Annotated in this window: 27 protein-coding genes; 14 read left to right on the plus strand and 13 right to left on the minus strand. The window is 65.9% G+C overall.

Annotated elements, in window-relative coordinates; genetic code table 11:
* Positions 1 to 77: 77 nt before the first annotated feature.
* Together DEA8626_RS13315 and DEA8626_RS13320 are read left to right on the plus strand one after the other, a co-directional pair.
* Positions 78 to 1,631, plus strand: coding sequence for a S8 family serine peptidase (locus DEA8626_RS13315; RefSeq protein WP_108853726.1), 1,554 nt, complete (start codon positions 78 to 80; stop codon positions 1,629 to 1,631).
* 58 nt (positions 1,632 to 1,689) lie between these two features.
* Positions 1,690 to 2,052 (plus strand): hypothetical protein, encoded by a 363-nt coding sequence (locus DEA8626_RS13320; protein WP_108853727.1) that lies wholly within the window; start codon positions 1,690 to 1,692, stop codon positions 2,050 to 2,052.
* Here DEA8626_RS13320 and DEA8626_RS13325 read toward each other — a convergent pair.
* From DEA8626_RS13325 to DEA8626_RS13350, 6 genes are all read right to left on the minus strand, one after another.
* A complete protein-coding gene (locus DEA8626_RS13325; protein WP_108853728.1) occupies positions 2,049 to 2,327 on the minus strand; it encodes a hypothetical protein in 279 nt (92 codons plus the stop codon). The genes DEA8626_RS13320 and DEA8626_RS13325 overlap by 4 nt on opposite strands.
* A 109-nt stretch (positions 2,328 to 2,436) precedes the next feature.
* Positions 2,437 to 3,303 carry a polyprenyl synthetase family protein gene (locus DEA8626_RS13330; RefSeq protein WP_245890863.1) on the minus strand — a complete coding sequence of 289 codons (867 nt, stop codon included), beginning with the start codon at positions 3,301 to 3,303 and terminating at the stop codon, positions 2,437 to 2,439.
* Positions 3,303 to 3,539, minus strand: coding sequence for an exodeoxyribonuclease VII small subunit (locus DEA8626_RS13335; RefSeq protein WP_108853729.1), 237 nt, complete (start codon positions 3,537 to 3,539; stop codon positions 3,303 to 3,305). Before DEA8626_RS13335 ends, DEA8626_RS13330 begins: the two co-directional genes overlap by 1 nt.
* Positions 3,536 to 4,468, minus strand: coding sequence for a histone deacetylase family protein (locus DEA8626_RS13340; RefSeq protein WP_108853730.1), 933 nt, complete (start codon positions 4,466 to 4,468; stop codon positions 3,536 to 3,538). Before DEA8626_RS13340 ends, DEA8626_RS13335 begins: the two co-directional genes overlap by 4 nt.
* 56 nt (positions 4,469 to 4,524) lie before the next feature.
* Positions 4,525 to 5,241, minus strand: a complete 717-nt coding sequence (locus DEA8626_RS13345) for a response regulator (protein ID WP_108853731.1) — start codon at positions 5,239 to 5,241, stop codon at positions 4,525 to 4,527.
* Complete coding sequence (locus DEA8626_RS13350) at positions 5,238 to 5,747, minus strand: MarR family winged helix-turn-helix transcriptional regulator (RefSeq protein ID WP_108853732.1); 510 nt, start codon at positions 5,745 to 5,747, stop codon at positions 5,238 to 5,240. Before DEA8626_RS13350 ends, DEA8626_RS13345 begins: the two co-directional genes overlap by 4 nt.
* A 175-nt stretch (positions 5,748 to 5,922) precedes the next feature.
* Here DEA8626_RS13350 and DEA8626_RS13355 point away from each other — a divergent pair, with 175 nt between their 5' ends.
* On the plus strand, positions 5,923 to 6,792 hold the full coding sequence (locus DEA8626_RS13355) for a branched-chain amino acid aminotransferase (RefSeq protein ID WP_108853733.1): 870 nt from the start codon (positions 5,923 to 5,925) through the stop codon (positions 6,790 to 6,792).
* Between the two features lie 12 nt (positions 6,793 to 6,804).
* Here the strand turns inward: DEA8626_RS13355 and DEA8626_RS13360 are convergent, their stop codons facing one another.
* Positions 6,805 to 7,662 (minus strand): SDR family oxidoreductase, encoded by an 858-nt coding sequence (locus tag DEA8626_RS13360; RefSeq protein WP_108853734.1) that lies wholly within the window; start codon positions 7,660 to 7,662, stop codon positions 6,805 to 6,807.
* Between the two features lie 110 nt (positions 7,663 to 7,772).
* On the opposite strand from DEA8626_RS13360, the gene paaA reads away from it, so the two are divergent.
* The 6 genes from paaA to DEA8626_RS13390 all read left to right on the plus strand — a co-directional run bounded on the left by paaA (position 7,773) and on the right by DEA8626_RS13390 (position 12,055).
* Positions 7,773 to 8,768, plus strand: coding sequence for a 1,2-phenylacetyl-CoA epoxidase subunit PaaA (gene paaA, locus DEA8626_RS13365; protein ID WP_108853735.1), 996 nt, complete (start codon positions 7,773 to 7,775; stop codon positions 8,766 to 8,768).
* 69 nt (positions 8,769 to 8,837) lie between these two features.
* Complete coding sequence (gene paaB / locus DEA8626_RS13370; protein WP_108853736.1) at positions 8,838 to 9,119, plus strand: 1,2-phenylacetyl-CoA epoxidase subunit PaaB; 282 nt, start codon at positions 8,838 to 8,840, stop codon at positions 9,117 to 9,119.
* Positions 9,119 to 9,862: a 1,2-phenylacetyl-CoA epoxidase subunit PaaC gene (paaC, locus tag DEA8626_RS13375; protein ID WP_108853737.1), complete on the plus strand. Its 744-nt coding sequence runs from the start codon at positions 9,119 to 9,121 to the stop codon at positions 9,860 to 9,862. Before paaB ends, paaC begins: the two co-directional genes overlap by 1 nt.
* Positions 9,856 to 10,335, plus strand: coding sequence for a 1,2-phenylacetyl-CoA epoxidase subunit PaaD (gene paaD / locus DEA8626_RS13380; RefSeq protein WP_219929205.1), 480 nt, complete (start codon positions 9,856 to 9,858; stop codon positions 10,333 to 10,335). Before paaC ends, paaD begins: the two co-directional genes overlap by 7 nt.
* 9 nt (positions 10,336 to 10,344) lie before the next feature.
* Entirely contained in the window at positions 10,345 to 11,394 is a 1,050-nt protein-coding gene (locus DEA8626_RS13385; RefSeq protein WP_108853738.1) for a 2Fe-2S iron-sulfur cluster-binding protein, read from the plus strand.
* 31 nt (positions 11,395 to 11,425) lie between these two features.
* Positions 11,426 to 12,055 carry a class I SAM-dependent DNA methyltransferase gene (locus DEA8626_RS13390; protein WP_108853739.1) on the plus strand — a complete coding sequence of 210 codons (630 nt, stop codon included), beginning with the start codon at positions 11,426 to 11,428 and terminating at the stop codon, positions 12,053 to 12,055.
* A gap of 3 nt (positions 12,056 to 12,058) precedes the next feature.
* Here DEA8626_RS13390 and DEA8626_RS13395 read toward each other — a convergent pair whose 3' ends face one another.
* Genes DEA8626_RS13395 through DEA8626_RS13405 form a run of 3 tightly spaced genes read right to left on the minus strand, consistent with a single transcriptional unit; the run spans position 12,059 to position 13,718 of the window.
* Positions 12,059 to 13,114: a sulfotransferase gene (locus DEA8626_RS13395; protein WP_108853740.1), complete on the minus strand. Its 1,056-nt coding sequence runs from the start codon at positions 13,112 to 13,114 to the stop codon at positions 12,059 to 12,061.
* Positions 13,107 to 13,478: a hypothetical protein gene (locus DEA8626_RS13400; RefSeq protein WP_108853741.1), complete on the minus strand. Its 372-nt coding sequence runs from the start codon at positions 13,476 to 13,478 to the stop codon at positions 13,107 to 13,109. The genes DEA8626_RS13395 and DEA8626_RS13400 overlap by 8 nt, the downstream gene beginning before the upstream one ends.
* Positions 13,479 to 13,718 carry a hypothetical protein gene (locus DEA8626_RS13405; RefSeq protein ID WP_108853742.1) on the minus strand — a complete coding sequence of 80 codons (240 nt, stop codon included), beginning with the start codon at positions 13,716 to 13,718 and terminating at the stop codon, positions 13,479 to 13,481.
* 258 nt (positions 13,719 to 13,976) lie between these two features.
* On the opposite strand from DEA8626_RS13405, the gene DEA8626_RS13410 reads away from it, so the two are divergent.
* The 4 genes from DEA8626_RS13410 (at position 13,977) to DEA8626_RS13425 (ending at position 17,249) form a co-directional block, all read left to right on the plus strand.
* Positions 13,977 to 14,270, plus strand: coding sequence for an Rdx family protein (locus tag DEA8626_RS13410; RefSeq protein WP_108854055.1), 294 nt, complete (start codon positions 13,977 to 13,979; stop codon positions 14,268 to 14,270).
* A 3-nt stretch (positions 14,271 to 14,273) separates the two neighbouring features.
* Positions 14,274 to 15,113 (plus strand): SDH family Clp fold serine proteinase, encoded by an 840-nt coding sequence (locus DEA8626_RS13415; RefSeq protein ID WP_108853743.1) that lies wholly within the window; start codon positions 14,274 to 14,276, stop codon positions 15,111 to 15,113.
* Between the two features lie 202 nt (positions 15,114 to 15,315).
* Positions 15,316 to 16,797, plus strand: coding sequence for an AMP nucleosidase (locus tag DEA8626_RS13420; protein WP_108853744.1), 1,482 nt, complete (start codon positions 15,316 to 15,318; stop codon positions 16,795 to 16,797).
* A 164-nt stretch (positions 16,798 to 16,961) separates the two neighbouring features.
* On the plus strand, positions 16,962 to 17,249 hold the full coding sequence (locus tag DEA8626_RS13425) for an HU family DNA-binding protein (protein ID WP_108853745.1): 288 nt from the start codon (positions 16,962 to 16,964) through the stop codon (positions 17,247 to 17,249).
* Positions 17,250 to 17,416: 167 nt separating this feature from the next.
* On the opposite strand, the gene gyrB is transcribed toward DEA8626_RS13425, so the two are convergent.
* Positions 17,417 to 19,855 (minus strand): DNA topoisomerase (ATP-hydrolyzing) subunit B, encoded by a 2,439-nt coding sequence (gyrB, locus tag DEA8626_RS13430; protein WP_108853746.1) that lies wholly within the window; start codon positions 19,853 to 19,855, stop codon positions 17,417 to 17,419.
* Positions 19,856 to 20,027: 172 nt separating this feature from the next.
* Here gyrB and DEA8626_RS13435 point away from each other — a divergent pair, with 172 nt between their 5' ends.
* Positions 20,028 to 20,168 (plus strand): entericidin A/B family lipoprotein, encoded by a 141-nt coding sequence (locus DEA8626_RS13435; RefSeq protein ID WP_108853747.1) that lies wholly within the window; start codon positions 20,028 to 20,030, stop codon positions 20,166 to 20,168.
* A 21-nt stretch (positions 20,169 to 20,189) separates the two neighbouring features.
* On the opposite strand, the gene DEA8626_RS13440 is transcribed toward DEA8626_RS13435, so the two are convergent.
* Both DEA8626_RS13440 and DEA8626_RS13445 read right to left on the minus strand, forming a co-directional pair.
* On the minus strand, positions 20,190 to 21,182 hold the full coding sequence (locus DEA8626_RS13440; protein WP_108853748.1) for a sterol desaturase family protein: 993 nt from the start codon (positions 21,180 to 21,182) through the stop codon (positions 20,190 to 20,192).
* Between the two features lie 28 nt (positions 21,183 to 21,210).
* The gene (locus tag DEA8626_RS13445; RefSeq protein ID WP_108853749.1) at positions 21,211 to 21,975 is read right to left on the minus strand and encodes a class II aldolase and adducin N-terminal domain-containing protein; all 765 of its coding nucleotides are present in this window, start codon (positions 21,973 to 21,975) and stop codon (positions 21,211 to 21,213) included.
* Positions 21,976 to 22,032 lie beyond the last annotated feature (57 nt).

Below are 22,032 nucleotides of genomic sequence, written 5' to 3' on the forward strand. Positions count from 1 at the left end.
GGGTTCCGTTTGGCGCGACTCAGGGTTGAGTGGTAGTTTGGGACTTCCTTTTTTCAATCCATTTTCAGGAGGTCTCCATGAACGGTCAAGAGTACGACGTCATTGCAACCGTGTCGCCGCGGTCCGTAGGCCCCTATTCGGTCTTCGACGAATCCGTCGCGATCACCAAGGAGAATGCTGCACAGTTCGCCTCGGACCCGAGCGATGTGCGCGACTGCATCAAGGCGCTCACCCGCGCGGGCTTCCACGTGTTCAAGGAGGCGAGCGACCCCAAAGGCAGCACGGTGCAGATCGGCGGCAGCGCAAAGCTGTTCAAGGAATTCTTCGGTGCCAAGATCACCAAGCAGAAGGCCGAGATCGGGCCGGGCGTGGAAACCACGTTCATGGCAACGAGCGAAGAACCGGCAGAGGCGCTGATGAAGGCACCGGACGATTTCGCCGACCTGATCGAAGGCGCGGTGGTCGCGCGTCCGCCGATCTATTTCGCGCCGTCACCAATTCCGCCCATCGCGACGGTTCATGCCAACGCCTATCCCTATTTCCGCGTCCCGGACGGGATCGCGGTCATGCTGAGGGCGGCGCGGGTTCATCGGTTGGGTGTGACCGGCAAGGGCGTCGTCGTGGCGATGCCCGATACCGGCATGTACAAGCACCCGTTCTACGCCGAACGGGGCTATCGGGTGTACAAGACACTTTTGGCGCCCGGTGCGACAGATCCCAACGACGACATGGTCGGTCATGGCACCGGCGAGGCGGCGAACGTCTTCGCCTGCGCGCCAGACGCGCGGCTTATTCCGGTGAAAATGGGCAATGACACGACCGGCGCGATCAACACCGCCGTGAACGCGACGCCGACGCCGCAGGTCATCACCAACAGCTGGGGCTACGACGCGGACAGGCCAGGTACCTCGATCCCGATCTGGCTGAAGCCGCTTGAATTGGCGATTGCGAACGCGGTGGCCAGCGGGATCGTCGTCTGCTTCTCGGCGGGCAACGGGCATTTCGGCTTTCCTGGAAGCCATCCCGATGTGATCTCGGTCGGCGGCGTGCATGTGAACCTGCCGGATATCACGGATTTCGAGGCATCGAGCTATGTGTCGAGTTTCATGTCCACCTGGTATCCCGGCCGGGCGTCCCCGGATCTGTGCGGCTTGACCGGCAAACGGGTGAATATCGGAGGCGGCAAGGCGCCCTCGATCCTCTTGCCGGTGCAGGAGGGCGCGCAGCTTGACACGATCGACCCGCCAACCGGGCCGGGCAATGACGGCTGGGGTCTTTTCTCCGGCACGTCGGCGGCGTGCCCGCAGATCGCGGGGATCGTCGCGCTGATGCTTGAAAAGAACCCGGCTCTGACGCCGGTTCAGGTCAAGGACAAGCTCATGAAGTCCGCCCGCGACGTGAAGAAGGGCACGACCGCGCATGGTGAAACCGCCGTTGCCGGCCCTGACCTTGCGACTGGCGCGGGTCTGGCCGATGCGAAATGGGCCTATCTCAACACGATGGGCGATGTCGCAACGGCCTTCTTCGCGGCGCCGAAGGAAGAGCAGCTTGCCATGGTTTCTTCCGGCAAGATGCCCGAAATCTCGACCGAGTTCGTTGAAGATCTGATCGAGACCTTGCGATCTCGGTGAGGCATCGTGGGGTGGCGCGCCGATGCACCGGCGCGCCACCCATCGTCCGGAGGATGGCATGAACGAAGAGACCCCCATCACGGCGCAGCTGGTGATGAAGCGCGAGGATGGACGATCGATCCTTGATCTGAAAGGGCCGGTGACGGCCGCATCGGACAATCTGACGGCGGGAGATTTGGCCGAGGACCGGGTCGCCGAGATCAGAAAACGCCTGAGCGAACTTGGGTTCACGATCGAGGCGGGCAACCTCAATACCCTGTCGGTTACGGCGCCGCAGTCACATTTCACCGATGTCTTCGGGCTCGATGCGGCCAGGGCGGTCGCGCAGGGCACCGAAGCGCATGCTGCGCGCATCCGGCCCGATCTCGAACCCTACGTGGCAGACGTCTTTGTCGCGCCGCCGCCGGAATTCTTCCCCTAGCCGGTGATGGTACGAACCCTTTCGCGCAGATCGTTGACAAGCGAATCGGTGTGCTCGTCGGTCAGCGCGGCAAGATAGTCCGATGTCACGGGATCCAGCGCTCCTCCGGTATTGGACGGCGCCGTCGGTGTGGCGGTGAGTTGCAGGCCAAGGAAATCGAGAACTTCCATCGGCGCGGGTTCCTCGATCAGCCTTAGCGCGAGTGCGTGGACGAGCAATTTGCGCATCGCCCCGATCTCGGCCATGGCGGCCAACATGAACTCGTTATGTCTCATCCATCTCTTCCCCAAGTTGGGCCAGCGCGCCGGCCCGATACCCCCTCGCCCCTATGCTGGAGTCTGGATTGGGCAAATACCAGTGTGCCGTTACGGCAATTTCAGGGCATCAGGCCTCACGTTCGATCACAAAACGCGCAACCTGCCGCAAGGGTTCCGCGGCGGAACCAAAGCTCGCGAGGGCTTCTTCCGCCTCTGCGACGAGTTCCCTGGCGCGGGCCTTCGCGGCGTCAATGCCGAGGAGCGAGACGAAGGTCGCCTTGCCCGCCGCGATGTCCTTCTTCAACCGCTTGCCGGCTTTCTCGGGGTCGCCCTCGACGTCGAGGATGTCGTCGGTGATCTGGAAGGCGAGGCCGAGCGCGCGGGCATAGGCGGCCAGCGGCGCGCGGTCGGCATTCGAGAGCACCGCGCCCGCCGTGGCGGCGAAGGCGATGAGGGCGCCGGTCTTGCCTGCCTGAAGCGCGGTGATCTCGTCCAGCGTCAGCGCGCGCGGCGCGCTTTCGGCGGCGATGTCGAGCGCCTGGCCGAGCACCATGCCCTCGGCGCCCGAGGCGAGGGCGAGGGACCGCACAAGCTCGATCCGGCGGTCGGCAGGGCCCAGCACCGGGTCGGTGCAAAGCTCGAAGGCGAGGGTCTGGAGCGCGTCGCCGGCAAGGACCGCCGTCGCCTCGTCCCACTCCACATGCACGGTCGGACGGCCGCGCCTGAGATCGTCGTCGTCCATGCACGGCAGGTCGTCGTGGATGAGCGAATAGGCATGCAGCGCCTCGACGGCGGCGGCGGCGGGCATGGCCGTCTTCGCGGCCAGTCCGTGCAGGGCCGCGCCTTCGAGAACGAGAAAGGCGCGGAGCCGCTTGCCGCCCTTCAGCGCATAGCGCATCGCGTGGATCACCGCCACCTCGGCGCGCGCCGCCAGCGCCGCGTCGAGCGCGGCCTGAACGCCGTCCTGCGCCGTTTTCAGACGGTCTGGGAACACTAGAGCCCTTCGACCGGTTCGGTTCCGGTGGGCTGGCCGTCGGTCCCGAGGGTGATCTTGGCGACCTTCTCCTCGGCCTCTTTCAGCTTCTTTTCGCAATGCGCCTTGAGCTTGGCGCCCTGCTCATAGAGCGCGATGGACTTCTCCAGCTCGACATTGCCGGATTCGAGGTCGCGCACGACCGCTTCCAGCGCCTTCATGGCCTCTTCGAAGCTCATCTTGGAAATGTCGCTCATGCGCCCCGCTCCATCAGCACCTTCACATGCAGGGCGACCGAGGCGCCCAACGCGTCGAGATCATAGCCACCCTCGAGGGAGGATACCACCCGGCCGGAGCAGCAATCCTCGGCAACGTCCATGATCGCGTGGGTGATCCAGGCGAAGTCGGGGCCGGTCCAGTTGAGGTTGGCCAGCGGGTCGTCGCGATGGGCGTCGAAGCCTGCGGAGACCAGGATCAGCTCGGGCTCGAATTCAGCGACCTGGGGAAGCGCACTTTCCCACGCCGCGCGCATCTCGTGCCCGCCCGTGCCGGGACCGAGAGGCAGGTTGACGATCTGGCCATGCGCGCCGGTTTCCGAGGCCGCGCCGGTGCCGGGATAGAGCGGCATCTGGTGGGACGAGACGAACATCGCGCGCGGCTCGTCCCAGAGGATGTCCTGCGTTCCGTTGCCGTGGTGGACGTCGAAATCGAGAACCGCGACACGGCCCAGCCGGTGATGGTCGAGCGCATATTTCGCCGCGATCGCGACCGTGCCGAAGAGGCAGAACCCCATTGCGCGCTCGCGTTCGGCGTGGTGTCCGGGCGGGCGCATGGCGACGAAGGCGTTCGCGGCCTCGCCCGCGAGCACGGCGTCGACCGCCGCCTCGGCCGCGCCGACGATGCGGAGTGCGGCTTCCCACGACGCGGGCGCCATGAACGTATCGGGATCGAGCTGGGACCAGCCGTCGTCGGGCTGCGCGGCGCGGATCCGGTCGACATAGGCGATGGAGTGGCCGCGCAGCACCTCGTCGGCCGCGGCCTGGGGCGCCTCGCGCCGGTCGAGCGCGGCGAACTCCGTATCCGAAAGCGCGGCGGCGACCGCATGCATCCGCTCCACCCTTTCGGGATGGCCGGGCGGCGTCACGTGGGAGAGGCTCGATGCGTGCGTATATAGGATCGTGCTCATGTGCCTGTCCCCCTCTTGTCAGGCGCTGGTGCCGGTGCAGCCGGCTGTCGCCCACCTCATTCGGGCGCGAGCATGTAGCCCGCACCGCGCACCGTCTGAAGATAGCGCGGCTGCTTCGGGTCCGCCTCGAACTTGCGGCGCAGCCGGGTGATCTGGACGTCGACCGCGCGTTCCTGGCTTTGTCCGCTTTCACCCCGCCCGGTGCCGCGATTCAGGTCTTCCACAAGCTCGCCCCTGCTGACCGGTTCGCCCGGACGAGCGGCGAAGATCCGCATCAGCGCGGCCTCCGTCGCGGTCAGCCGGACCTGGATGTCGCCGTGCCACATCTCGCCCCGGTCGACGTCGTAGCGCACCTGTCCGAGATGCAGCACCTTCGGCACCTTCGGCGTCGCCTCAAGCGGCGCGCGGCGGAGGATGGCATTGATCCGGAGCAGCAGTTCCTTGGGCTCGAAAGGCTTGGAGAGGTAGTCGTCCGCCCCGGCCTCGAGCCCCGTGATACGGTCCGAGGTCTCGCCCCGCGCGGTGAGCAGCAGGATCGGCGTCTGCATCGTCTCGCGCAGATCGCGGGTGAAGCTGATCCCGTCCTCGCCGGGCATCATCACGTCGAGCACGATCAGGTCGAATTCCAGCCCCCCGAGCAGCCGCCGGGCATGCGCGGCGTCGCGCGCAGCAGATACCCAGAAGCCATGCCGCACGAGGAATTTCTGCAGGAGGCTCCTGATGCGCTCGTCGTCATCGACGATCAGCAGATGCACGTCGGGCTGTTCACTCATGCCGCACCATCCTTCATCGATTGATAGTACCGCCTGATCTCGGGGTCCATCATCGCTTCGAGGACCTGCCGGAAGCCCGCGACCGCCGTCGGACCCGCCGCGCGGTAGGCCGCTCGCATCCGGGCGCGCTGGGCGTCTGAGAGTTCGCGTTCCAGCTCGGCCCCCTTCTGGGTCAGGAACAGGTTGCGTTCGCGCTTGTCGCGGCGGCCCACGCGGGCCTCGACGAGCCCGTCTTCGACGAGCGTCCTCAGCACCCGGTTCAGCGACTGCTTGGTCACACCGAGTGTCGTCAGGAGCGTGTTCACCGTCAGCCCCGGCTGGCGGTTAATGAAGTGGATCGCCCGGTGATGGGCGCGGCCATATTCGTAGTTTTCGAGAATCCGGTCGGGATCGGCCGTGAAGGCGCGATAGGCGAAGAACATCGCCTCGATTCCCTTTCTCAACTGTTCGTCGGTCAGGAACAGGAGGCTCTCGCCGCTCTGCGTCCCCGGACTGCCCACCGCCATCGCACTGATCCCCCGGCTTTCTTCGCCTGTTACCCTTCACGAGGCGATTTTATGTCAGTGATGTTGACTTTCCAAGACTCAACTGTTAGCGAATGCCGGATTTGGCGCAACAATGTGTCCGATGTGGACCTAATTCGCGCAATTTTCGCAAACGGGCGCACCCGAGGAGGACGGAATGGTTGGGGCCTATGACGATCGCGACGGCAAGATCTGGATGGACGGCGAGCTCGTGGAATGGCGCGACGCCAAAGTGCACATCCTGACCCACGCCATGCACTACGCCTCTTCGGTATTCGAGGGCGAGCGCTGCTACGACGGCAAGATCTTCAAGAGCCGGGAACATTCCGCGCGGCTTTTGCGGTCGGGCGAGCTGCTCGACATGCCGATCCCCTACACGGTCGATCAGATCGAGGCCGCGAAAGAGGCGGTGCTGAAGGCCAATGGCTGGGACAACGCCTATGTTAGGGCGCTGGCCTGGCGCGGCGCGGGCGAGGACATGGGCGTCGCGGCCAAGCGCAACCCGGTCCGCATGGCGGTCGCGGCCTGGGAATGGGGCAGCTATTACGGTGATGCCAAGATGAAGGGTGCGAAGCTCGACATCGCCAAGTGGCGGCGGCCCGACCCGGCGACGATCCCGTGCGAGGCGAAGGCGGCGGGGCTCTACATGATCTGCACGATGTCGAAGCACGCGGCCGAGGCCAAGGGCTGTTCCGACGCGATGATGTACGACTATCGCGGCTATGTCGCCGAGGCGACGGGCGCCAACATCTTCTTCGTCAAGGAGGGCGAGGTCCATACGCCCAAGCCCGACTGCTTCCTGAACGGCCTGACCCGGCAGACGGTCATCCAGATGCTGAAGGACATGCAGATCAAGGTGAACGAGCGCCACATCATGCCCGAGGAGCTGGAAGGCTTTGAGCAGTGCTGGCTGACCGGCACGGCGGCCGAAGTCACGCCGGTCGGATCGATCGGGGACTACAGCTTCGAGGTCGGCGAGCTGACGAAGCGGGTGGCCACGGAATACGAGCGGCTGGTGCGGGCCTGACCGGCGCGCGACCTATCCCGTGTCCCGCAACAGCGCCTTCAGTCCCGCCTGGTAGTCCGGGTAAGCCAACTTGACCCCGAGTGCGCTTTTGATCTTCTCGTTCCGGACGCGCTTCGACTCCGTGTAGAAACTCCGCGCAAGCGGCGTCAGATCAGCTTCTTCGAAGGGCACTTCAGGCGGCGGCGGCAGGCCGAGGAGACGGGCGGCCTCGGCGAGAACCTCCTCGGGCGGCGAGGGGTCGTCGTCGGCGACGTTGTAGATGGCGCCGGGATCGGGCCGGGCGATGGAGGCCGCGAGCACGGTCGCGATATCCTCGACATGGATGCGACTGAAATACTGGTTTTCCCGGATGATGCGGCGGGCAGTGCCGTTCCGCACCTTTTCGAACGGGCCGCGGCCGGGGCCGTAGATCCCGGCGAGGCGAAAGATGTGAAGGGGCAGTCCGGCGCGCGCCGCGAGGTCCTGCCACTGGCGCTCGGCTATGACGCGGATGCGGCCGCGCTTCGTCGTGGGCGTGAGCGGCGTCGTCTCGTCCACCCATCCGCCCTGGTGGTCGCCGTAGACGCCGGTCGTGGAGAGATAGCCGACCCACTTCAGATGCGGTGAGGCCGCGGCGATGGTGTCGGCGTAGTCGGCAAGGACGGGGTCGCCCGCATCTCCCGGCGCGATCGAGGCGAGGATGTGGGTGGCCCCGGCAATCGCCCGGGATAGATCCTCGCCCGGCCAGAGAAGCGCCTCTATCCCCTGCCGGCGGAGCCTGTCGGCCTTCTCTGTCCGCCGCGTCGTGCCTATGATCCGCCAGCCTTCGAGCCGGCGGGCAAGTGCTGCGGCGGAATAGCCGTGGCCAAGGGACAGGAGCGATCCGGTCATGGCCGGACTATCCCGGCTGCGATCGGGGCGCGCAAGGGCCCTTTCCGTTACGAAATGTGATTGGACTGAGGCGATTAGTAACGTATTATGGGCACCTCAGGAGGACGCGCATGTACAGTCAGGGTCTGATCGGCGCCGACGGGCGGACCGAAGAGACGGAGGAGTTCCTTGCGGCCTTCCAGGCGCGTATCGACGCCGAGGAAAAGATCGAGCCGAAGGACGCGATGCCCGAGGGCTATCGCCGCACGCTGGTGCGCCAGATCGGCCAGCACGCGCATTCCGAGATCGTCGGCATGCTGCCCGAGGGCAACTGGATCACCCGCGCGCCGTCCTTGAAGCGCAAGGCGGTGCTGCTGGCCAAGGTGCAGGACGAGGCGGGACACGGGCTCTATCTCTATTGCGCGGCCGAGACGCTCGGCGTGACACGCGACGAGATGACCGAGGAGCTTCTGGCCGGGAAGGCCAAGTATTCCTCGATCTTCAATTATCCGACGCTGACTTGGGCCGATATAGGCGCGATCGGCTGGCTCGTGGACGGCGCGGCGATCATGAACCAGATTCCCTTGTGCCGCTGTTCCTTCGGGCCCTATGCCCGCGCGATGATCCGCATCTGCAAGGAGGAGTCGTTCCACCAGAGGCAGGGCTTCGAGATCATGCTGACGCTGTGCCGTGGCACGGAGGCGCAGAGGGCGATGGCGCAGGATGCGCTCGACCGCTGGTGGTGGCCCTCGCTGATGATGTTCGGGCCGCATGACGCCGACAGCCCCCATACCGAGCAGTCGATGACCTGGAAGATCAAGCGGTTCACGAATGACGAGTTGAGACAGAAGTTCATCGACGCGACGGTGCCTCAGGCGGAGTATCTTGGGCTGACGGTGCCCGATCCGGAGCTGCGCTGGGATGAAACGCTGAACGAGGGCCGCGGCGGCTATCGTCACGGGTCGATCGACTGGGACGAGTTCTGGCGCGTGGTGGAGGGCGAAGGCCCGATGGCGCGCGACCGGATCGCGGCGCGGAAGAAGGCCTGGGACGACGGCGCCTGGGTACGCGAGGCGGCCCTGGCCCATGCGGCGAAGCGCGCCGCGCGGAACGTCGCGGCGGAATAGGCGGCGAGCGACCCGGGGGTTTCACACCCCCGGACCCCCGTGAGGTATTTTCAAACAGAAGAAGAGAACATGGCAGAAACACCGCTTTGGGAAGTGTTTATCCGGCCCCGGAACGGGCTGGCGCACAAGCATGTGGGATCGCTCCACGCCGCCGATGCCGTAATGGCATTGCAGGCGGCGCGGGACGTCTACACGCGGCGCGGCGAGGGCAATTCGATCTGGGTCGTACCGTCGGCGGCGATCACGGCCTCTGACCCTGACCATGCCGACGAGATGTTCGCGCCGACGGGTGACAAGATCTACCGCCATCCGACCTTCTACGAGGTCCCGGACGAAGTGGGGCACATGTGATGGTCCACGAGGCGCTTCTGGAAGTCGCGGACGACTGTCTGGTGCTCGGTCACCGGCTGTCGGAGTGGTGCGGCCACGCGCCGATGCTGGAGGAGGATCTGGCGCTGCCAAACATGGCGCTGGATTTGATCGGAGCGGCGCGCGGGCTTTATGCGCGGGCGGGAGAGATCGAGGGCAGAGGGCGAGGCGAGGACGATTTCGCGTATTTCCGCGGTGAGCGGGAGTATCGCAACTGCCTGCTCGTCGAGCGGCCGAACGGCGACTTCGCGGCGACGATGCTGCGTCAGCTCTACTTCGCCGCGTTCATGGAGCCGTATTGGCGCGCGGCCATGTCGAGCGCGGACGAGGCGCTGCGCGGGATTGCCGGGAAGGCGGTGAAGGAGGTCGCCTATCACGTCCGCCATGCCGGGGAATGGGTGATCCGGCTGGGCGACGGGACGGAGGAGAGCGCGGCGCGGCTGGCCCGCGCGGTCGATGCGCTGCACCGCTACACGGGGGAGTTGTTCGAGAGCTCACTGGCGGCGCGGGCCGCCGAGGCGGCGGGTGTCTTACCGGTCCGGGCGGAGATCTACGCGGATTGGGATCGGTTGATCGGGACCGTCTTCGCCGAAGCGCGGCTTACGCTGCCCGACGGCGTCCACATGCAGTCGGGCGGCCGCGCGGGACTGCATGGCGAGGATCTGGGGCATCTACTGGCCGAGATGCAATCGGTCGCGCGCGTCCATCGGGGGGCGGTCTGGTGAGCGGCGACCTTACTCACGTGGCCGAGATCGCCGGTTCCGTGCCTGACCCGGAGATCCCCGTGGTGACGGTCGCCGATCTCGGCATCCTGCGCGGGGTCGCGGAGGAGGAGGGCAAGATCGTAGTGCGCCTGTCGCCGACCTATTCCGGCTGTCCTGCGGTGGTGGCGATCGAACTCGCCGTCGAGGCGGCGCTGCGTGAGGCGGGCATCGAGGCGCGGATCGAGCGCGTGCTGGCGCCTGCCTGGACCACCGACTGGATCAGCGCGGAAGGGCGCGAGAAGCTTCGCGCCTATGGCATCGCGCCGCCGGTCGCGGGCGGCAGGGCGTCGCTCTTCACCGCGCCGGTCGTCGCCTGCCCGCGCTGCGGATCGGAGGCGACGGAACGGGTCAGCGAGTTCGGCTCGACCGCCTGCAAGGCGCTTTACCGCTGCTCGGAGTGCTCCGAGCCGTTCGACTACTTCAAGTGCATCTGAGGGGCGGGCATGGCGTTTCATGAGCTGGCGATCCGTGAGGTCGGGCCGGAGACGGCAGAGGCGGTCCGGATCATCTTCGATCTGCCCGGGCCGCTCCGCGACGCCTTCGCCTTCGAGCCGGGCCAACACCTGACGCTGCGGGCCACGGTCGACGGGCAGGACGTCCGCCGGTCCTACTCCATCGCCTCGGGCCCCGGCGAGGCCCTGTCGGTCGGGGTGAAGCATCTTCGCGGCGGGGCGTTTTCGGAATTCGCCCGGGGGCTGAGGCCCGGCGACCGGCTTCAGGTGATGGCGCCGGAGGGGCGGTTCTTCTGGCGCGGCGAGTGCGACGTCCTGCTCATCGCGGCGGGGTCGGGGATCACGCCGATGATGGCGATTGCGGCGGCGGCACTGAAGGCGGGCGGCCTCGTGACGCTTGTCTACGGCAACCGAAGCGTCGAGACGATCATGTTCCGCGCCGCGCTCGACGCGCTCAAGGACCGATACATGGGCCGGTTCTCCGTGATCCATGTGCTGAGCCGGGAGTTTCAGGACGTGGAACTGCTGAACGGCCGGATCGACGCGGAGAAGCTCGCGGCGCTGGCGGCGGCGGGGGTGATCGACCCGAAGGGGGCTAAGGGCGTCTTCCTCTGCGGGCCGGGCGGGATGATCGAGACGCTGTCGGCGGGGCTCGCGGCGATGGGCGTCGCGCCGGAGCGCATCCATCAGGAACATTTCACCCCGTCGGGCGACGCGCCTCGTACGCCGTCTAAGGCAGCGGAGGCGGTGGCGGCGAAGGGCGCGGCGGTGGAGGTCGTGCACGATGGGCGGCGGCGCGCGTTCCGCTACGAGGACAAGGATACCGGCATCATCGACGCGGCGGCGCGGCAGGGGGTGGACCTGCCGTGGTCGTGCCACGGCGGGATGTGCTGCACCTGCCGCTGCAAGGTGGTGGAGGGCCAGGCCGAGATGGCGGTGAACTATTCGCTCGAGCCGTGGGAGATCGAGGCGGGCTACACGCTCGCCTGCCAGTCGCGGCCGGTGACCGAGAAGCTGGTCCTGGACTTCGACGCGGCTTGACCCTGCGCGGCCGGGATGGCGGGATGAGGTCATGACAGACGACGAACACGATCTCGACGGCGCCTACGCGCTGAGGACGCCTGCGGATTCGGTGCGCTACTACCGCGACTGGGCGGCTAGCTACGACAGCGATTTCGCCGAGGCGATGAGCTACCAGAGCCCTGCGGTAATCGCCGCCGCCTATGTGGCGCTGGGCGGTCAGGGGCCGGTTCTCGACGTTGGCGCGGGGACCGGGCTGGTCGGCGAGTCGCTGGCGGAGGCGGGGATCGGTCCGGTCGACGGGCTCGACATATCGGCCGAGATGCTGGAGACGGCGGCGGAGAAGGGCGTCTACCGGCGGACGATCGTGGGCGACCTGACCCGGGAACTGGCCCTCGGCGACGCCGCCTATGCGGGCTGCGTGAGCGCGGGAACGTTCACGACCGGCCATGTCGGGCCTGAGGCGTTCGACGAGCTATTGAGGGTGACGCGGCCCGGTGGGATCTTCGCGGTCACGGTCCATGGCGTGTTCTACGAGACGGCCGGGTTCGCCGCACATTTCGCCGGGCTGGCCGACCGGATCGCCGGGTTCAGGACCGAGCCGTTCCGGATCTACGGGCCGGGCGCGGAGGGCGAGCACCGGGATGACAGCGGCTGGGTCGTGAGTTTCCGGAAGTCGTAGCGATCAGGAGCTCGCGGCTTCCGCCGCTGCGGGGGCATCCGGCGTGAGCGCCGCGAATCCGCGCGCCTCGAGCCGGTCATGCAGCTCGGCGGCCTCGCGGGCGAGGTCGGCATCGTGCGTTTCGGGGTCCTTGTCGCTCACCCGCCGAAGCTCTGCAGCCGGGCCGGCCTTCACCCCGATGCGGCGCGCGATTGCCTGCCAGATCGCGGGATCGGCAGAGAGCGCCTCATACGGCACGAAGCAGACGTTGTTCGCCTCCGCCTCGGTGCGGTCGAGCGCGGAATAGGCCGCGACCCACAGCCGAAGCCAGTAGTCCATGCCGTCCGGATCGCCCTCGGGCCGCGCGCCGAAGAGAAAGGGCCGGTGGGTCGCGCCGAATTCGTGGTGGCCGAGCCAGGTCATGTAGTCGCGTGTGAAGGGATCGGCGTCGCGGAAGCGGCGGTGCTGGCCCAAGAGGCTCGCGGCGTGGGCGAGCGGCTGGCGGAGCGGCACGAGGAACTGCGCCTCGGGCATCGCGCGGGCGAGCGCGCCGAGGCGCAGGATGTTGTTGTTGTTCTTCGAGACATAGCGCCAGCGGTCGGTCCTGAGCAAAACCAGCCGGATAAGATCGCGGTAGCCGTCGATGAGCTCCTCGGTTGGCTCGTGCGGCTTCAGCCCATCGGCGCCGATATAGGCGGCGCCGTCGAACATCCGCCAGTAGACCTCGTCGAGCGCTTCGGGGCTTTGGGTGTCGACCTCGATCCCGTCGCCATGCGCGCGCTCGGCCTTCTTGCCCGGCGTCCGGCCCTTGCGGCTGATCTTCGCCCAGAGATTGGGGGCGAGCACGAAGGGCATGTCGGCATAGGTGAGCGAGCCGAAGGCGCCCGTCCGGTGGATCTCGCGCATGAGAATCGTCGTGCCGGCACGTGCCAGCCCGGTGACGAAAACGTGCCGGCCGTTGTCCTCGGGCGCGACTTTCAGATACATCCCGCGCTCGATGTCGTGCAGCATCTCGGCCCGCATCGGGGACGCGAGCGCGAGCCTGTGCAGCATACGGTCGAGCGCGGAATAGTCAGGCACGCGCCACCTTCAGCCTGAGCCAGATATAGAGGATCGAGCCAATGCAGAGGACCGCGATGACCGCCGGCCGCATCAGCGCCGCCACCCAGGCCGACATGCCGCCGGGAAAGATGAGACCGAGCGCGGCGACCGGCAGAAGCGCGAGGCACAGCATCGCGAAGAACTGGACCGATCCCTTGCCGATCACCCAGGCGTAGGAGGGCAGAATCTTTTCCTTCCAGTGATCCGAGATGCGCTTGGACGTCAGCACGCGGCTGGACTTGCGCGATGTTTCGGTGACGCGGCGGATTACGGGAATGAGCGGCAGGCGCAGAAACGCCTCGCTCGCAAGCGCCGCAGCAACGAGAACATAGATCCAGATCATTTATTCGGCAGGCTTGCCCGGCTGGGACGACTTTTCCGCCCGCGCCTTGCGCCCCTTCATCATCCGCTTGATCGGATAGTAGAGTACCGCGACGATGGCGAGAAATACGGAGCCGAGAACGCCGATGACGGCGGCGATCGCCCCGGCACCAACGCCGGGTCCGATATAGGCCATGGCTGCGCTGGGCAGCGTGGCAATTGTCAGTGTGAAAATGATGATGCTGGAAATGGTCTTGGTCATGAGATTTTTCTTTCCGGTCACAAGTCAAACGTTTCGCTCCGGGGCGGACCCCCGGCACGTCCAGCGACACAATGCCAGAAACCGGGCCGGCACGCCAAGGATTCGAACGCCGCGTGCGCCAGAAATCCGCGATGATATCCGCCGAACGCCTGCCAAAGCGCCAAAATGAGCAACTTTGTTGCGAATCGGTCGAGCGGATTTCTCCCTTGGCAGGCGGCGACCGCCGTGGCCAAATGGCCGCCCGAGAGGGAAGGCGATATGACCAAACCCGTGATCTCCATCACGTATTGCCGCCAGTGCAACTGGCTTTTACGCGCCGGCTGGATGGCGCAGGAGCTGTTGTCGACGTTCGGGGAGGACCTCGGCGGCGTCACGCTGATTCCGGGCACTGGCGGAATTTTCGAGATCCGGCTCGGCGACCGGCTCATCTGGGAGCGCAAGACCGACGGCGGATTTCCAGACGCGGCAGAACTGAAGCAGCGCGTGCGCGACGTGCTCGATCCTGGCCGCGATCTTGGCCATGCGGACCGCGCCCGCGAGACAAAGGGTTAAGCGATGGATTTCTCGATCTCGGACGCGCTCTGGCTTGTCCTGATTCTCTCGATCGTCCAACCGCTCATCGCGCGCAAGCTGACCGACATTCAGCGCTTGTCGATGATCTCGCGGTTCGAGAAAAAGCGCGGCAGCCGCGTGATCGCGATGGTGCACCGGCAGGAGACGATGCGCCTTCTGGGCTTTCCTATCGTGCGCTACATCGACATTCAGGACAGCGAGGACGTGCTGCGCGCGATCCGCATGACGGATGACGACATGCCCCTCGACATCGTGCTTCACACGCCTGGCGGACTGGTTCTGGCGGCGCTTCAGATCGCCCGCGCAGTCGAGGCGCACAACGGCAAGGTCACGGTCTTCGTGCCGCATCACGCGATGTCGGGCGGCACCCTTATCGCGATGGCGGCGGATGAAATCGTGATGTGCGAGCATTCCGTCCTCGGCCCGATCGACCCGCAGATCGGCCAGCTCCCCGCGGCCTCGATCATCAAGGCGGTGGAGGCGAAACCGGTGGCCGAGCTTGACGACGAGACGCTGATCCTAGCCGATGTCGGCCGCAAGGCGCTCGACCAGGTAATCCGGGCGGCAACGAAGCTGCTTGCCGTCCGGATGCCGAGAGGGGAGGCGGAGGCGCTGGCGCTCAAGCTCGCCTCGGGGACATGGACGCACGACTATCCGATCCCGGCGGAGGAGGCGGCGGCGCTGGGCCTGCCGGTCTCGACCGAGATGCCCGATGAGGTTCTGACGCTGATGACGCTCTATCCGCAGCCGATCCGGCATTCGGGCGGCGTCGAATACCTTCCCGGACCCCGCGAACGGCCGGACAAGAGGCGGAAGGCCTGAACCGCCGCCGCGAGCCAATTTCGATCTGCCATTCGTTCGGGCGATGCGCCGGCTCGGCCTTGCGGCGGTCGGGGCGATCTGGCACGTTTCGGCATGGAACGTCCTTGCCCGATCCCGAGACCTGCACCGATCTGCACACCGGCGCGGAGAGCCGGCGGCGAGCGGTTGCGCCCGGCGCCGGCATGACGAGGATACCAGCCCCATGAACGCTCCCGACAAGCTGCCGATTCTGATGCCCGACGCCGCCGCGCCCGAGGCGTTCTTCGACGCCGAGGCGGCGGTTTCCCGACTCGAGGCGCTCTATTCCCAAGCGACGCGGTTCCTCAATGACCGCTTTGCCGATGCGCTGGCGGGCGTGCGTCCCGATGCGAGTGTGCGGGCCTTCTACCCCGAGGTCCGGATCACGACGGCGACCCACGCCAAGGCCGACAGCCGGCTGAGCTTTGGGCATGTGGCGGTTCCGGGCACCTATGCCGCGACGATCACGCGGCCCGACCTGTTTCGCAACTACCTGATCCAGCAGCTCGGCATCCTGATCCGCAACCACGGCGTTCCGGTTATCGTGGGGCCGAGCGCGACGCCGATCCCCGTCCATTTCGCCGTCACGTCGAACCCAGACCTCGCTGTCCCGCAGGAAGGTGTGCTGGACTTCTCACTCCGCGACGTCTTCGACGTGCCGGACCTGTCGACGACCAACGACGACATCGTCAACGGGACCGCGCAGCCCAATCCCGACGGATCCTGGCATCTAGCGCCGTTCACCGCTCAGCGCGTCGACTATTCGCTGGCGCGGCTGTCGCACTACACCGCGACGGTTCCGGAGCATTTCCAGAACCATGTGCTGTTCACCAACTACCAGTTCTATGTCGACGAGTTCGAGGCGTTCGCGCGCCAGATGCTCGCCGAGCCCGCTTCGGGCTACACGTCCTTCGTGACGCCCGGGAACCACGAGATCACGACCGCTGACGGCGACATTCCGATCCTTACGAAATTGCCGCAGATGCCGACCTACCACCTCAAGCGCCGGGGCGGTCAAGGCATCTCGCTCGTCAACATCGGCGTGGGGCCGTCGAACGCGAAGACCGCGACGGACCATATTGCGGTGCTGCGGCCGCACGCCTGGCTGATGGTCGGCCACTGTGCGGGCCTGAGAAACAGCCAATCCCTAGGCGATTTCGTTCTCGCTCATGCCTATCTGCGCGAGGACAAGGTGCTGGATGACGACCTTCCGGTCTGGGTGCCGATCCCCGCGCTCGCCGAGATCCAGATCGCGCTGCAGGAGGCGGTGGCCGAGGTCGCGCATATGGATGGGTTCGACCTCAAGCGCATCATGCGCACGGGTACGGTCGCGACCGTGGACAACCGCAACTGGGAATTGCGCGACCAGACCGGGCCGGTGCATCGCCTAAGCCTGTCCCGTGCCATCGCGCTCGACATGGAAAGTGCCACGATCGCCGCGAACGGGTTCCGGTTCCGCGTGCCCTACGGCACGCTTCTCTGCGTCTCCGACAAGCCCCTGCACGGCGAACTCAAGCTCCCCGGCATGGCGACGGAGTTCTACCGCACGCAGGTGTCGCGCCACCTGCTGATCGGGGTTCGCGCAATGGAACGCTTGCGCGAAATGCCGTTAGAACGCATACACAGCCGAAAGTTGCGCAGCTTCGAAGAGACCGCCTTTCTTTGAAAATGCCCGAAAAGTGCCGGCGAACACGCCTCAGAAGGCGAAAAATCGCTATAAATCGCCGGAAATCTCTTGCCATGAGCCACAAAACGTTGTGTAGGAACACAATATAAGGCTAAATGTTACCGATGACCCCCCAAGCAACGGGGCACAGTGAGGAGACAGACATGTCGAAACCGATGACCAAGACCCAGCTCGTTGCCAGCCTGGCCGAAGAAATGGGGTCGGACAAGAAAACCGCTTCGGCGGCCCTCGACGCCATCACCGCCGTGGTGACCCGCGAAGTGGCCTCCGGTGGCGCCGTCACACTTCCCGGCATCGGCAAGGTGCAGTGCCGCGCCCGGCCCGAGCGTCAGGTGCGCAACCCCGCCACGGGCGAGACGATGATGAAGGCGGCCGACAGGGTCGTGAAGGTCTCGATCGCCAAGGCGCTGAAGGACAGCGTCAACAGCTGAGCCCGCGGGCCCGCGCCTCTCGCGGCGCATGAATGGATTTCAGGAAGGGCCGCCCTTGCGCGGCCCTTTCCTTTGGTCACGTCCGGCCCGCCGTCATCAGCACTGGGCCAGCCGGTTGGGCTCCAGCAAGGGCCGTAGCACCGTGAACCGCGGGTTCGTGCAGTACCTCAGAAATCCAGGTTTTCCACGCTCAGCGCATTCGTCTGAATGAATTCGCGGCGCGGCTCCACGACATCGCCCATGAGCTTCGTGAAGAGGTCGTCGGCCTCGGCCAGATCTTCGATCCGGACCTGGTTCAGGACGCGCGCGGCAGGATCGAGCGTGGTTTCCCAGAGCTGGTCGGGATTCATCTCGCCCAAGCCTTTGTAGCGCTGGAGCGTCAGGCCCTTTTCGCCTTCATCGAGGATCGCCTTCAGAAGCTCGATCGGGCCGTGGATCGCCTGTTCTCGGTCTTTCCTGACGAGCCGCGCCAGCGCACCGTAGACTTCGCGTAGCCCGTCGGTATGGGTCGCGAGCCGCCGCGCCTCGCCCGAGCGCAGCACCTGGCCGTCGAGGGTGCGGACCTCTTCAACGCCGCGGACCGAACGGGTGAAGCGCAGACCGTGATCCTGCGTCGGGCGGCCCTGCCATCCGCGTTCGTATTCGACCGCCACCTCGTCGAGCCGCTGGGCGACCTCATTGGCCACGCCCTGCGCGTCGGCATCGACCCGGCCGGGCACGAGCGCGCCGGCGATCGTCGCCTGTTCGAGGATGTGCATCGGGTAATGCGTCGGGAAGGCCTGCAGGATGCGCCGAACCACGCGCGCCTCGTCGACGACGCGGGCGAGATCCTGGCCGACTATCTCCTCACCGGAGCCAAGCCGGAGGACCGCGCCCTCGACGCCCTGCCCTATGAGGTATTCCTCGAGCGCGGCCTGATCCTTGAGATAGACCTCGGACTTGCCGCGGGCGACCTTGTAGAGCGGCGGCTCGGCGATGAAGAGATGGCCGTGCTCGATCAGTTCCGGCATCTGACGGAAGAAGAAGGTCAGCAGCAGAGTGCGGATATGGGCGCCGTCGACGTCGGCGTCGGTCATGATGATGATCTTGTGGTAGCGCAGCTTGCCGAGGTTGAATTCGTCGCGCCCGATGCCGCTGCCGAGCGCGGTGATCAGCGTGCCGATCTGGTCCGACGACAGCATCCGGTCGAAGCGCGCGCGTTCGACGTTGAGGATCTTGCCGCGCAGGGGCAGCACGGCCTGGTTCTTGCGCTCACGCCCCTGCTTGGCCGATCCGCCCGCGCTGTCGCCCTCGACGAGGAACAGCTCCGACAGGGCGGGGTCCTTCTCCTGGCAATCGGCGAGCTTGCCGGGCAGCGAGGCGACATCCATCGCCGTTTTCCGCCGCGTCAGTTCGCGCGCCTTGCGCGCCGCCTCGCGCGCCAGCGCGGCTTCGATGATCTTGCCGACGATGCCCTTCGCTTCGTTCGGATGCTCTTCGAACCATTCGCTGAGTTTCTCGTTGACGATGTTCTCGACCGCGGGGCGGACCTCGGAGCTCACGAGCTTGTCCTTCGTCTGCGACGAGAATTTGGGGTCCGGCACCTTCACCGACAGGACGCAAGTCAGCCCCTCGCGCGCGTCGTCGCCGGTGAAGTCGACCTTTTCGCGCTTGGCGATGCCGGAGGATTGCGCGTAGCCGTTGATCGTACGCGTCAGCGCGCCGCGAAAGCCCGCCAAATGGGTGCCGCCGTCGCGCTGCGGAATATTGTTCGTGAACGGCAGCACGGTCTCGTGGTAGCTGTCGTTCCACCACATCGCGACCTCGACGCCGATGCCGCTGCGTTCGCCGGTCATGAAGATCGGCTCGGGCATGAGCGGCGTCTTGTGCCGGTCGAGATACTTGACGAATTCGCGCACGCCGCCGTCGTAAAAGAGCTCCGTCTTCTGCAGCTCTGCGCCGCGATTGTCCTCGATGATGATCTTCACGCCGGAATTCAGAAAGGCGAGTTCGCGAAGCCGCGTCTCGAGCGTCTTGAAGCTGTAGTCGAGGTCAGAGAACGTGCCCTGCGGGCCGTTTGTCCGGGACGAGGCGAGGAACCGCACCTCGGTCCCCTTCTCGCCGGGCGCGGCGTCGCCGACGGCCCTCAGCGGCTCGACCGTTTCGCCGTGCTCGAACCGCGCGAACCATTCCTTGCCGCCGCGCCAGATGCGCAGTTCCAGCCAGTCGGACAGCGCGTTCACGACGGACACGCCGACACCGTGCAGGCCGCCCGAGACCTTGTAGCTGTTCTGGTCGAACTTCCCGCCGGCATGAAGCTGGGTCATGATGACCTCGGCGGCCGAGACGCCTTCGGAGGGGTGCATATCGGTCGGAATTCCGCGCCCGTTGTCGCGGACCGAGACGGAATCGTCGGCGTGAATCCGAACCTTCACGAAGTCCGCGTGACCGGCCAGCGCCTCGTCGATGCCGTTGTCGACGACCTCGTAGACCATGTGATGCAGACCCGAGCCGTCGTCAGTGTCGCCGATATACATGCCCGGCCGCTTGCGGACAGCTTCCAACCCCTTGAGAACCTTGATGGAATCGGCGCCGTATTCGTTCGGCTTCTGCGTCTCTTCGGTCATACCCGCTCGCCCCGGTTTTTGCTGTCCATCTTATAGGTGTTCCGGGGGGCATTGTCACGCAGCAGACACAAGATTTGGTGTGCCTGCGCCCGCTCTGGCAGAGGCGCTTTCTGCGCGGAACAAATGCCTGCCTGCCGCGTTCAAATCCCGTGGCAACAGCATTGGAGACACCATGATAAGGAATGCCTTTTCCGCCCTCGTCGTCCTTTCCGCCTTCGTCCTGTCCGCCTGTGAGACCGTCGAAGGTGCCGGGCGTGACATCGAGTCAGCCGGTGAAGCGGTGACGGGTGCCGCGCAGGATGCGCAGTACTAAGACACCGGCATCGGCGCCCCGCTACCGCGTGTACATCTGCTTCTTGAACGCCCGGGTGCGCTCCGTCGCGGCGGCCGATCCGTCGTGATAGGTGCCGAACCACCTGTCGAAGGGGATTTCGGACGTCCCGTAATTGCACTCGAAATAGCGGTGGTGGAGCTGGTGGAAGAAGTCCCCTGCCCGCGCCGCTTCGGTGTCCTTGGCGATGATCTTCTCAAAGCCCGAATGGGACAAGACGGGGCTGACCTGCTGGAAAAAAGCGTGGAACAGCAGGTGCAGCGGGTGCGACGCCACGATCAGGTGGATGAAATATGTGGTGAAATAGAGACTGTTTTCGAACCAGTGGTTCGATATGCCCGACCATGGCCCGGTACTGACGTTTCGGTGATGCACGGCATGCACGCGCTTGTAGAGGCGCGGGTGGTGCTCAAGCCGGTGCACCCAGTAGAAGTGAAGGCCCGACCACATCGGGATGAAGAACATCCAGACCACGAACCAGACCGGAGCACCCGCCCACGTCACGGTCGCGACCCAGCCGTTGGCCATGACCCAGAAGACGATCCACTGGTAGGCCGTCGCCACGGTGATCGCGCTGCCCAAAGTCCACCAGATATTGTCCCATACCTGATTGCGGAAAGTGAACGAGCCGTTGTCGCGCGTCAGGTCGCGGCGATCGAACTTCGTCCGCATCCCCTGCCCTTTGCGGATGTAGAGCCACCAGTGAAGCGCCCCGGCGATGGCGGCCTGAGGCACGAGGTTCATGAGCCAGACGGTCGCCATCCAGCCCGGCCGGAAGGTTGTCATCTGCTCGAGCGGCGGCAGGACCCACAGCCAGGCGGCGAGCGCAAGAACGAAAGTCAAGGTAAGCGACGTGACCTGAAGCCAGGCGCCGCGGTACCACTGCAGGACCGCCATCGGCTGCGGCGGCCACGCGAAGATTGGGTTGAGCGCGACCGGCCCCGCGGGCCGGTAGTGCCAGCGTTCGGCCTCGGGGTCATGCGCGGTGTCGGTCATAGCGATGCTCCATCACAACGGTTGGAGGTCAGCTTGCGTAGGTCGAACCTTCGTCGTCGAGGATCGCCTTCAATTCGGCCAGGTGCCGCTCGGCCTGGTCGGGGTAGTCGTCCAGCTCCCGCGCGGTCTTCTCGGCGGTCTCCGGGCTCATGACGCGGAGCGGCCGGCCGGTCTGAAGCGCGCGGATATAGGTGTCTGCCGCGCGCTCGAAGTAGTAGAGCCGGTTGAACGTGTCGGCCACGTCGCGACCGATCACGAGCACGCCGTGATTGCCCATGATCATCACCTTGATCTTCGGATCGCCCAGCATGCCGGCGCACCGTGCGCCTTCGTCCTCGAAGGCGAGACCACCAAACTCCCCGTCGACCACATAGCGGCCATAGAAGGTCGCGGTGTTCTGGTCGATTGGCGGCAGGCTGCTGTCGGCAAGGCAGGCCAGAACCGTCGCGTGGATGGAATGGACATGCATGACGCAGCGCGCATGCGGGCAAAGGCGGTGGATCGAGCCGTGAAGGCCCCAGGCCGTCGGATCGGGCGCACCGGGGCGTTCCATCGTCTTGGGGTCGTTCGCATCGAGGAGCAGCAGGTCCGAGGCGCGGATGCGGCTGAAATGCACCTGGTTCGGGTTCATCAGGAACTTCGTGCCGACATCGTCGACGGCAAGGCTGAAGTGGTTGGCCACCGCCTCGTGCATGTTCAGCCGCGCGGTCCAGCGGAACGCGGCTGCCAGGTCGACGCGCTCCTGCCAGTGTTCCATGTTCGCGCGGGGCTGAATCTTCGCCTGCTGGTTCATCGCGCTCTCCTGATGCTGTCCTCAGATTTCTGTGCCAAGAGCGGCCGTTTTACCAGC

This window comes from Defluviimonas aquaemixtae (assembly GCF_900302475.1).
In the GTDB taxonomy this organism is placed as follows: Bacteria; Pseudomonadota; Alphaproteobacteria; order Rhodobacterales; family Rhodobacteraceae; genus Albidovulum; species Albidovulum aquaemixtae.

Excerpts from the sequence above, each read along its gene's own strand:
- DEA8626_RS13345 (WP_108853731.1), bottom strand. The coding sequence starts at position 5,241 with ATGAGTGAACAGCCCGACGTGCATCTGCTGATCGTCGATGACGACGAG.
- DEA8626_RS13435 (WP_108853747.1), top strand. The coding sequence starts at position 20,028 with ATGATAAGGAATGCCTTTTCCGCCCTCGTCGTCCTTTCCGCCTTCGTC.
- DEA8626_RS13315 (WP_108853726.1), top strand. The coding sequence starts at position 78 with ATGAACGGTCAAGAGTACGACGTCATTGCAACCGTGTCGCCGCGGTCC.
- DEA8626_RS13445 (WP_108853749.1), bottom strand. The coding sequence starts at position 21,975 with ATGAACCAGCAGGCGAAGATTCAGCCCCGCGCGAACATGGAACACTGG.
- paaB (WP_108853736.1), top strand. The coding sequence starts at position 8,838 with ATGGCAGAAACACCGCTTTGGGAAGTGTTTATCCGGCCCCGGAACGGG.
- DEA8626_RS13440 (WP_108853748.1), bottom strand. The coding sequence starts at position 21,182 with ATGACCGACACCGCGCATGACCCCGAGGCCGAACGCTGGCACTACCGG.
- DEA8626_RS13350 (WP_108853732.1), bottom strand. The coding sequence starts at position 5,747 with ATGGCGGTGGGCAGTCCGGGGACGCAGAGCGGCGAGAGCCTCCTGTTC.
- DEA8626_RS13405 (WP_108853742.1), bottom strand. The coding sequence starts at position 13,718 with ATGACCAAGACCATTTCCAGCATCATCATTTTCACACTGACAATTGCC.
- paaA (WP_108853735.1), top strand. The coding sequence starts at position 7,773 with ATGTACAGTCAGGGTCTGATCGGCGCCGACGGGCGGACCGAAGAGACG.
- DEA8626_RS13360 (WP_108853734.1), bottom strand. The coding sequence starts at position 7,662 with ATGACCGGATCGCTCCTGTCCCTTGGCCACGGCTATTCCGCCGCAGCA.
- paaC (WP_108853737.1), top strand. The coding sequence starts at position 9,119 with ATGGTCCACGAGGCGCTTCTGGAAGTCGCGGACGACTGTCTGGTGCTC.
- DEA8626_RS13415 (WP_108853743.1), top strand. The coding sequence starts at position 14,274 with ATGGATTTCTCGATCTCGGACGCGCTCTGGCTTGTCCTGATTCTCTCG.
- DEA8626_RS13410 (WP_108854055.1), top strand. The coding sequence starts at position 13,977 with ATGACCAAACCCGTGATCTCCATCACGTATTGCCGCCAGTGCAACTGG.
- DEA8626_RS13355 (WP_108853733.1), top strand. The coding sequence starts at position 5,923 with ATGGTTGGGGCCTATGACGATCGCGACGGCAAGATCTGGATGGACGGC.
- DEA8626_RS13425 (WP_108853745.1), top strand. The coding sequence starts at position 16,962 with ATGTCGAAACCGATGACCAAGACCCAGCTCGTTGCCAGCCTGGCCGAA.
- DEA8626_RS13420 (WP_108853744.1), top strand. The coding sequence starts at position 15,316 with ATGAACGCTCCCGACAAGCTGCCGATTCTGATGCCCGACGCCGCCGCG.
- DEA8626_RS13335 (WP_108853729.1), bottom strand. The coding sequence starts at position 3,539 with ATGAGCGACATTTCCAAGATGAGCTTCGAAGAGGCCATGAAGGCGCTG.
- DEA8626_RS13400 (WP_108853741.1), bottom strand. The coding sequence starts at position 13,478 with ATGATCTGGATCTATGTTCTCGTTGCTGCGGCGCTTGCGAGCGAGGCG.
- DEA8626_RS13390 (WP_108853739.1), top strand. The coding sequence starts at position 11,426 with ATGACAGACGACGAACACGATCTCGACGGCGCCTACGCGCTGAGGACG.
- DEA8626_RS13340 (WP_108853730.1), bottom strand. The coding sequence starts at position 4,468 with ATGAGCACGATCCTATATACGCACGCATCGAGCCTCTCCCACGTGACG.
- gyrB (WP_108853746.1), bottom strand. The coding sequence starts at position 19,855 with ATGACCGAAGAGACGCAGAAGCCGAACGAATACGGCGCCGATTCCATC.
- DEA8626_RS13385 (WP_108853738.1), top strand. The coding sequence starts at position 10,345 with ATGGCGTTTCATGAGCTGGCGATCCGTGAGGTCGGGCCGGAGACGGCA.
- DEA8626_RS13320 (WP_108853727.1), top strand. The coding sequence starts at position 1,690 with ATGAACGAAGAGACCCCCATCACGGCGCAGCTGGTGATGAAGCGCGAG.
- DEA8626_RS13325 (WP_108853728.1), bottom strand. The coding sequence starts at position 2,327 with ATGAGACATAACGAGTTCATGTTGGCCGCCATGGCCGAGATCGGGGCG.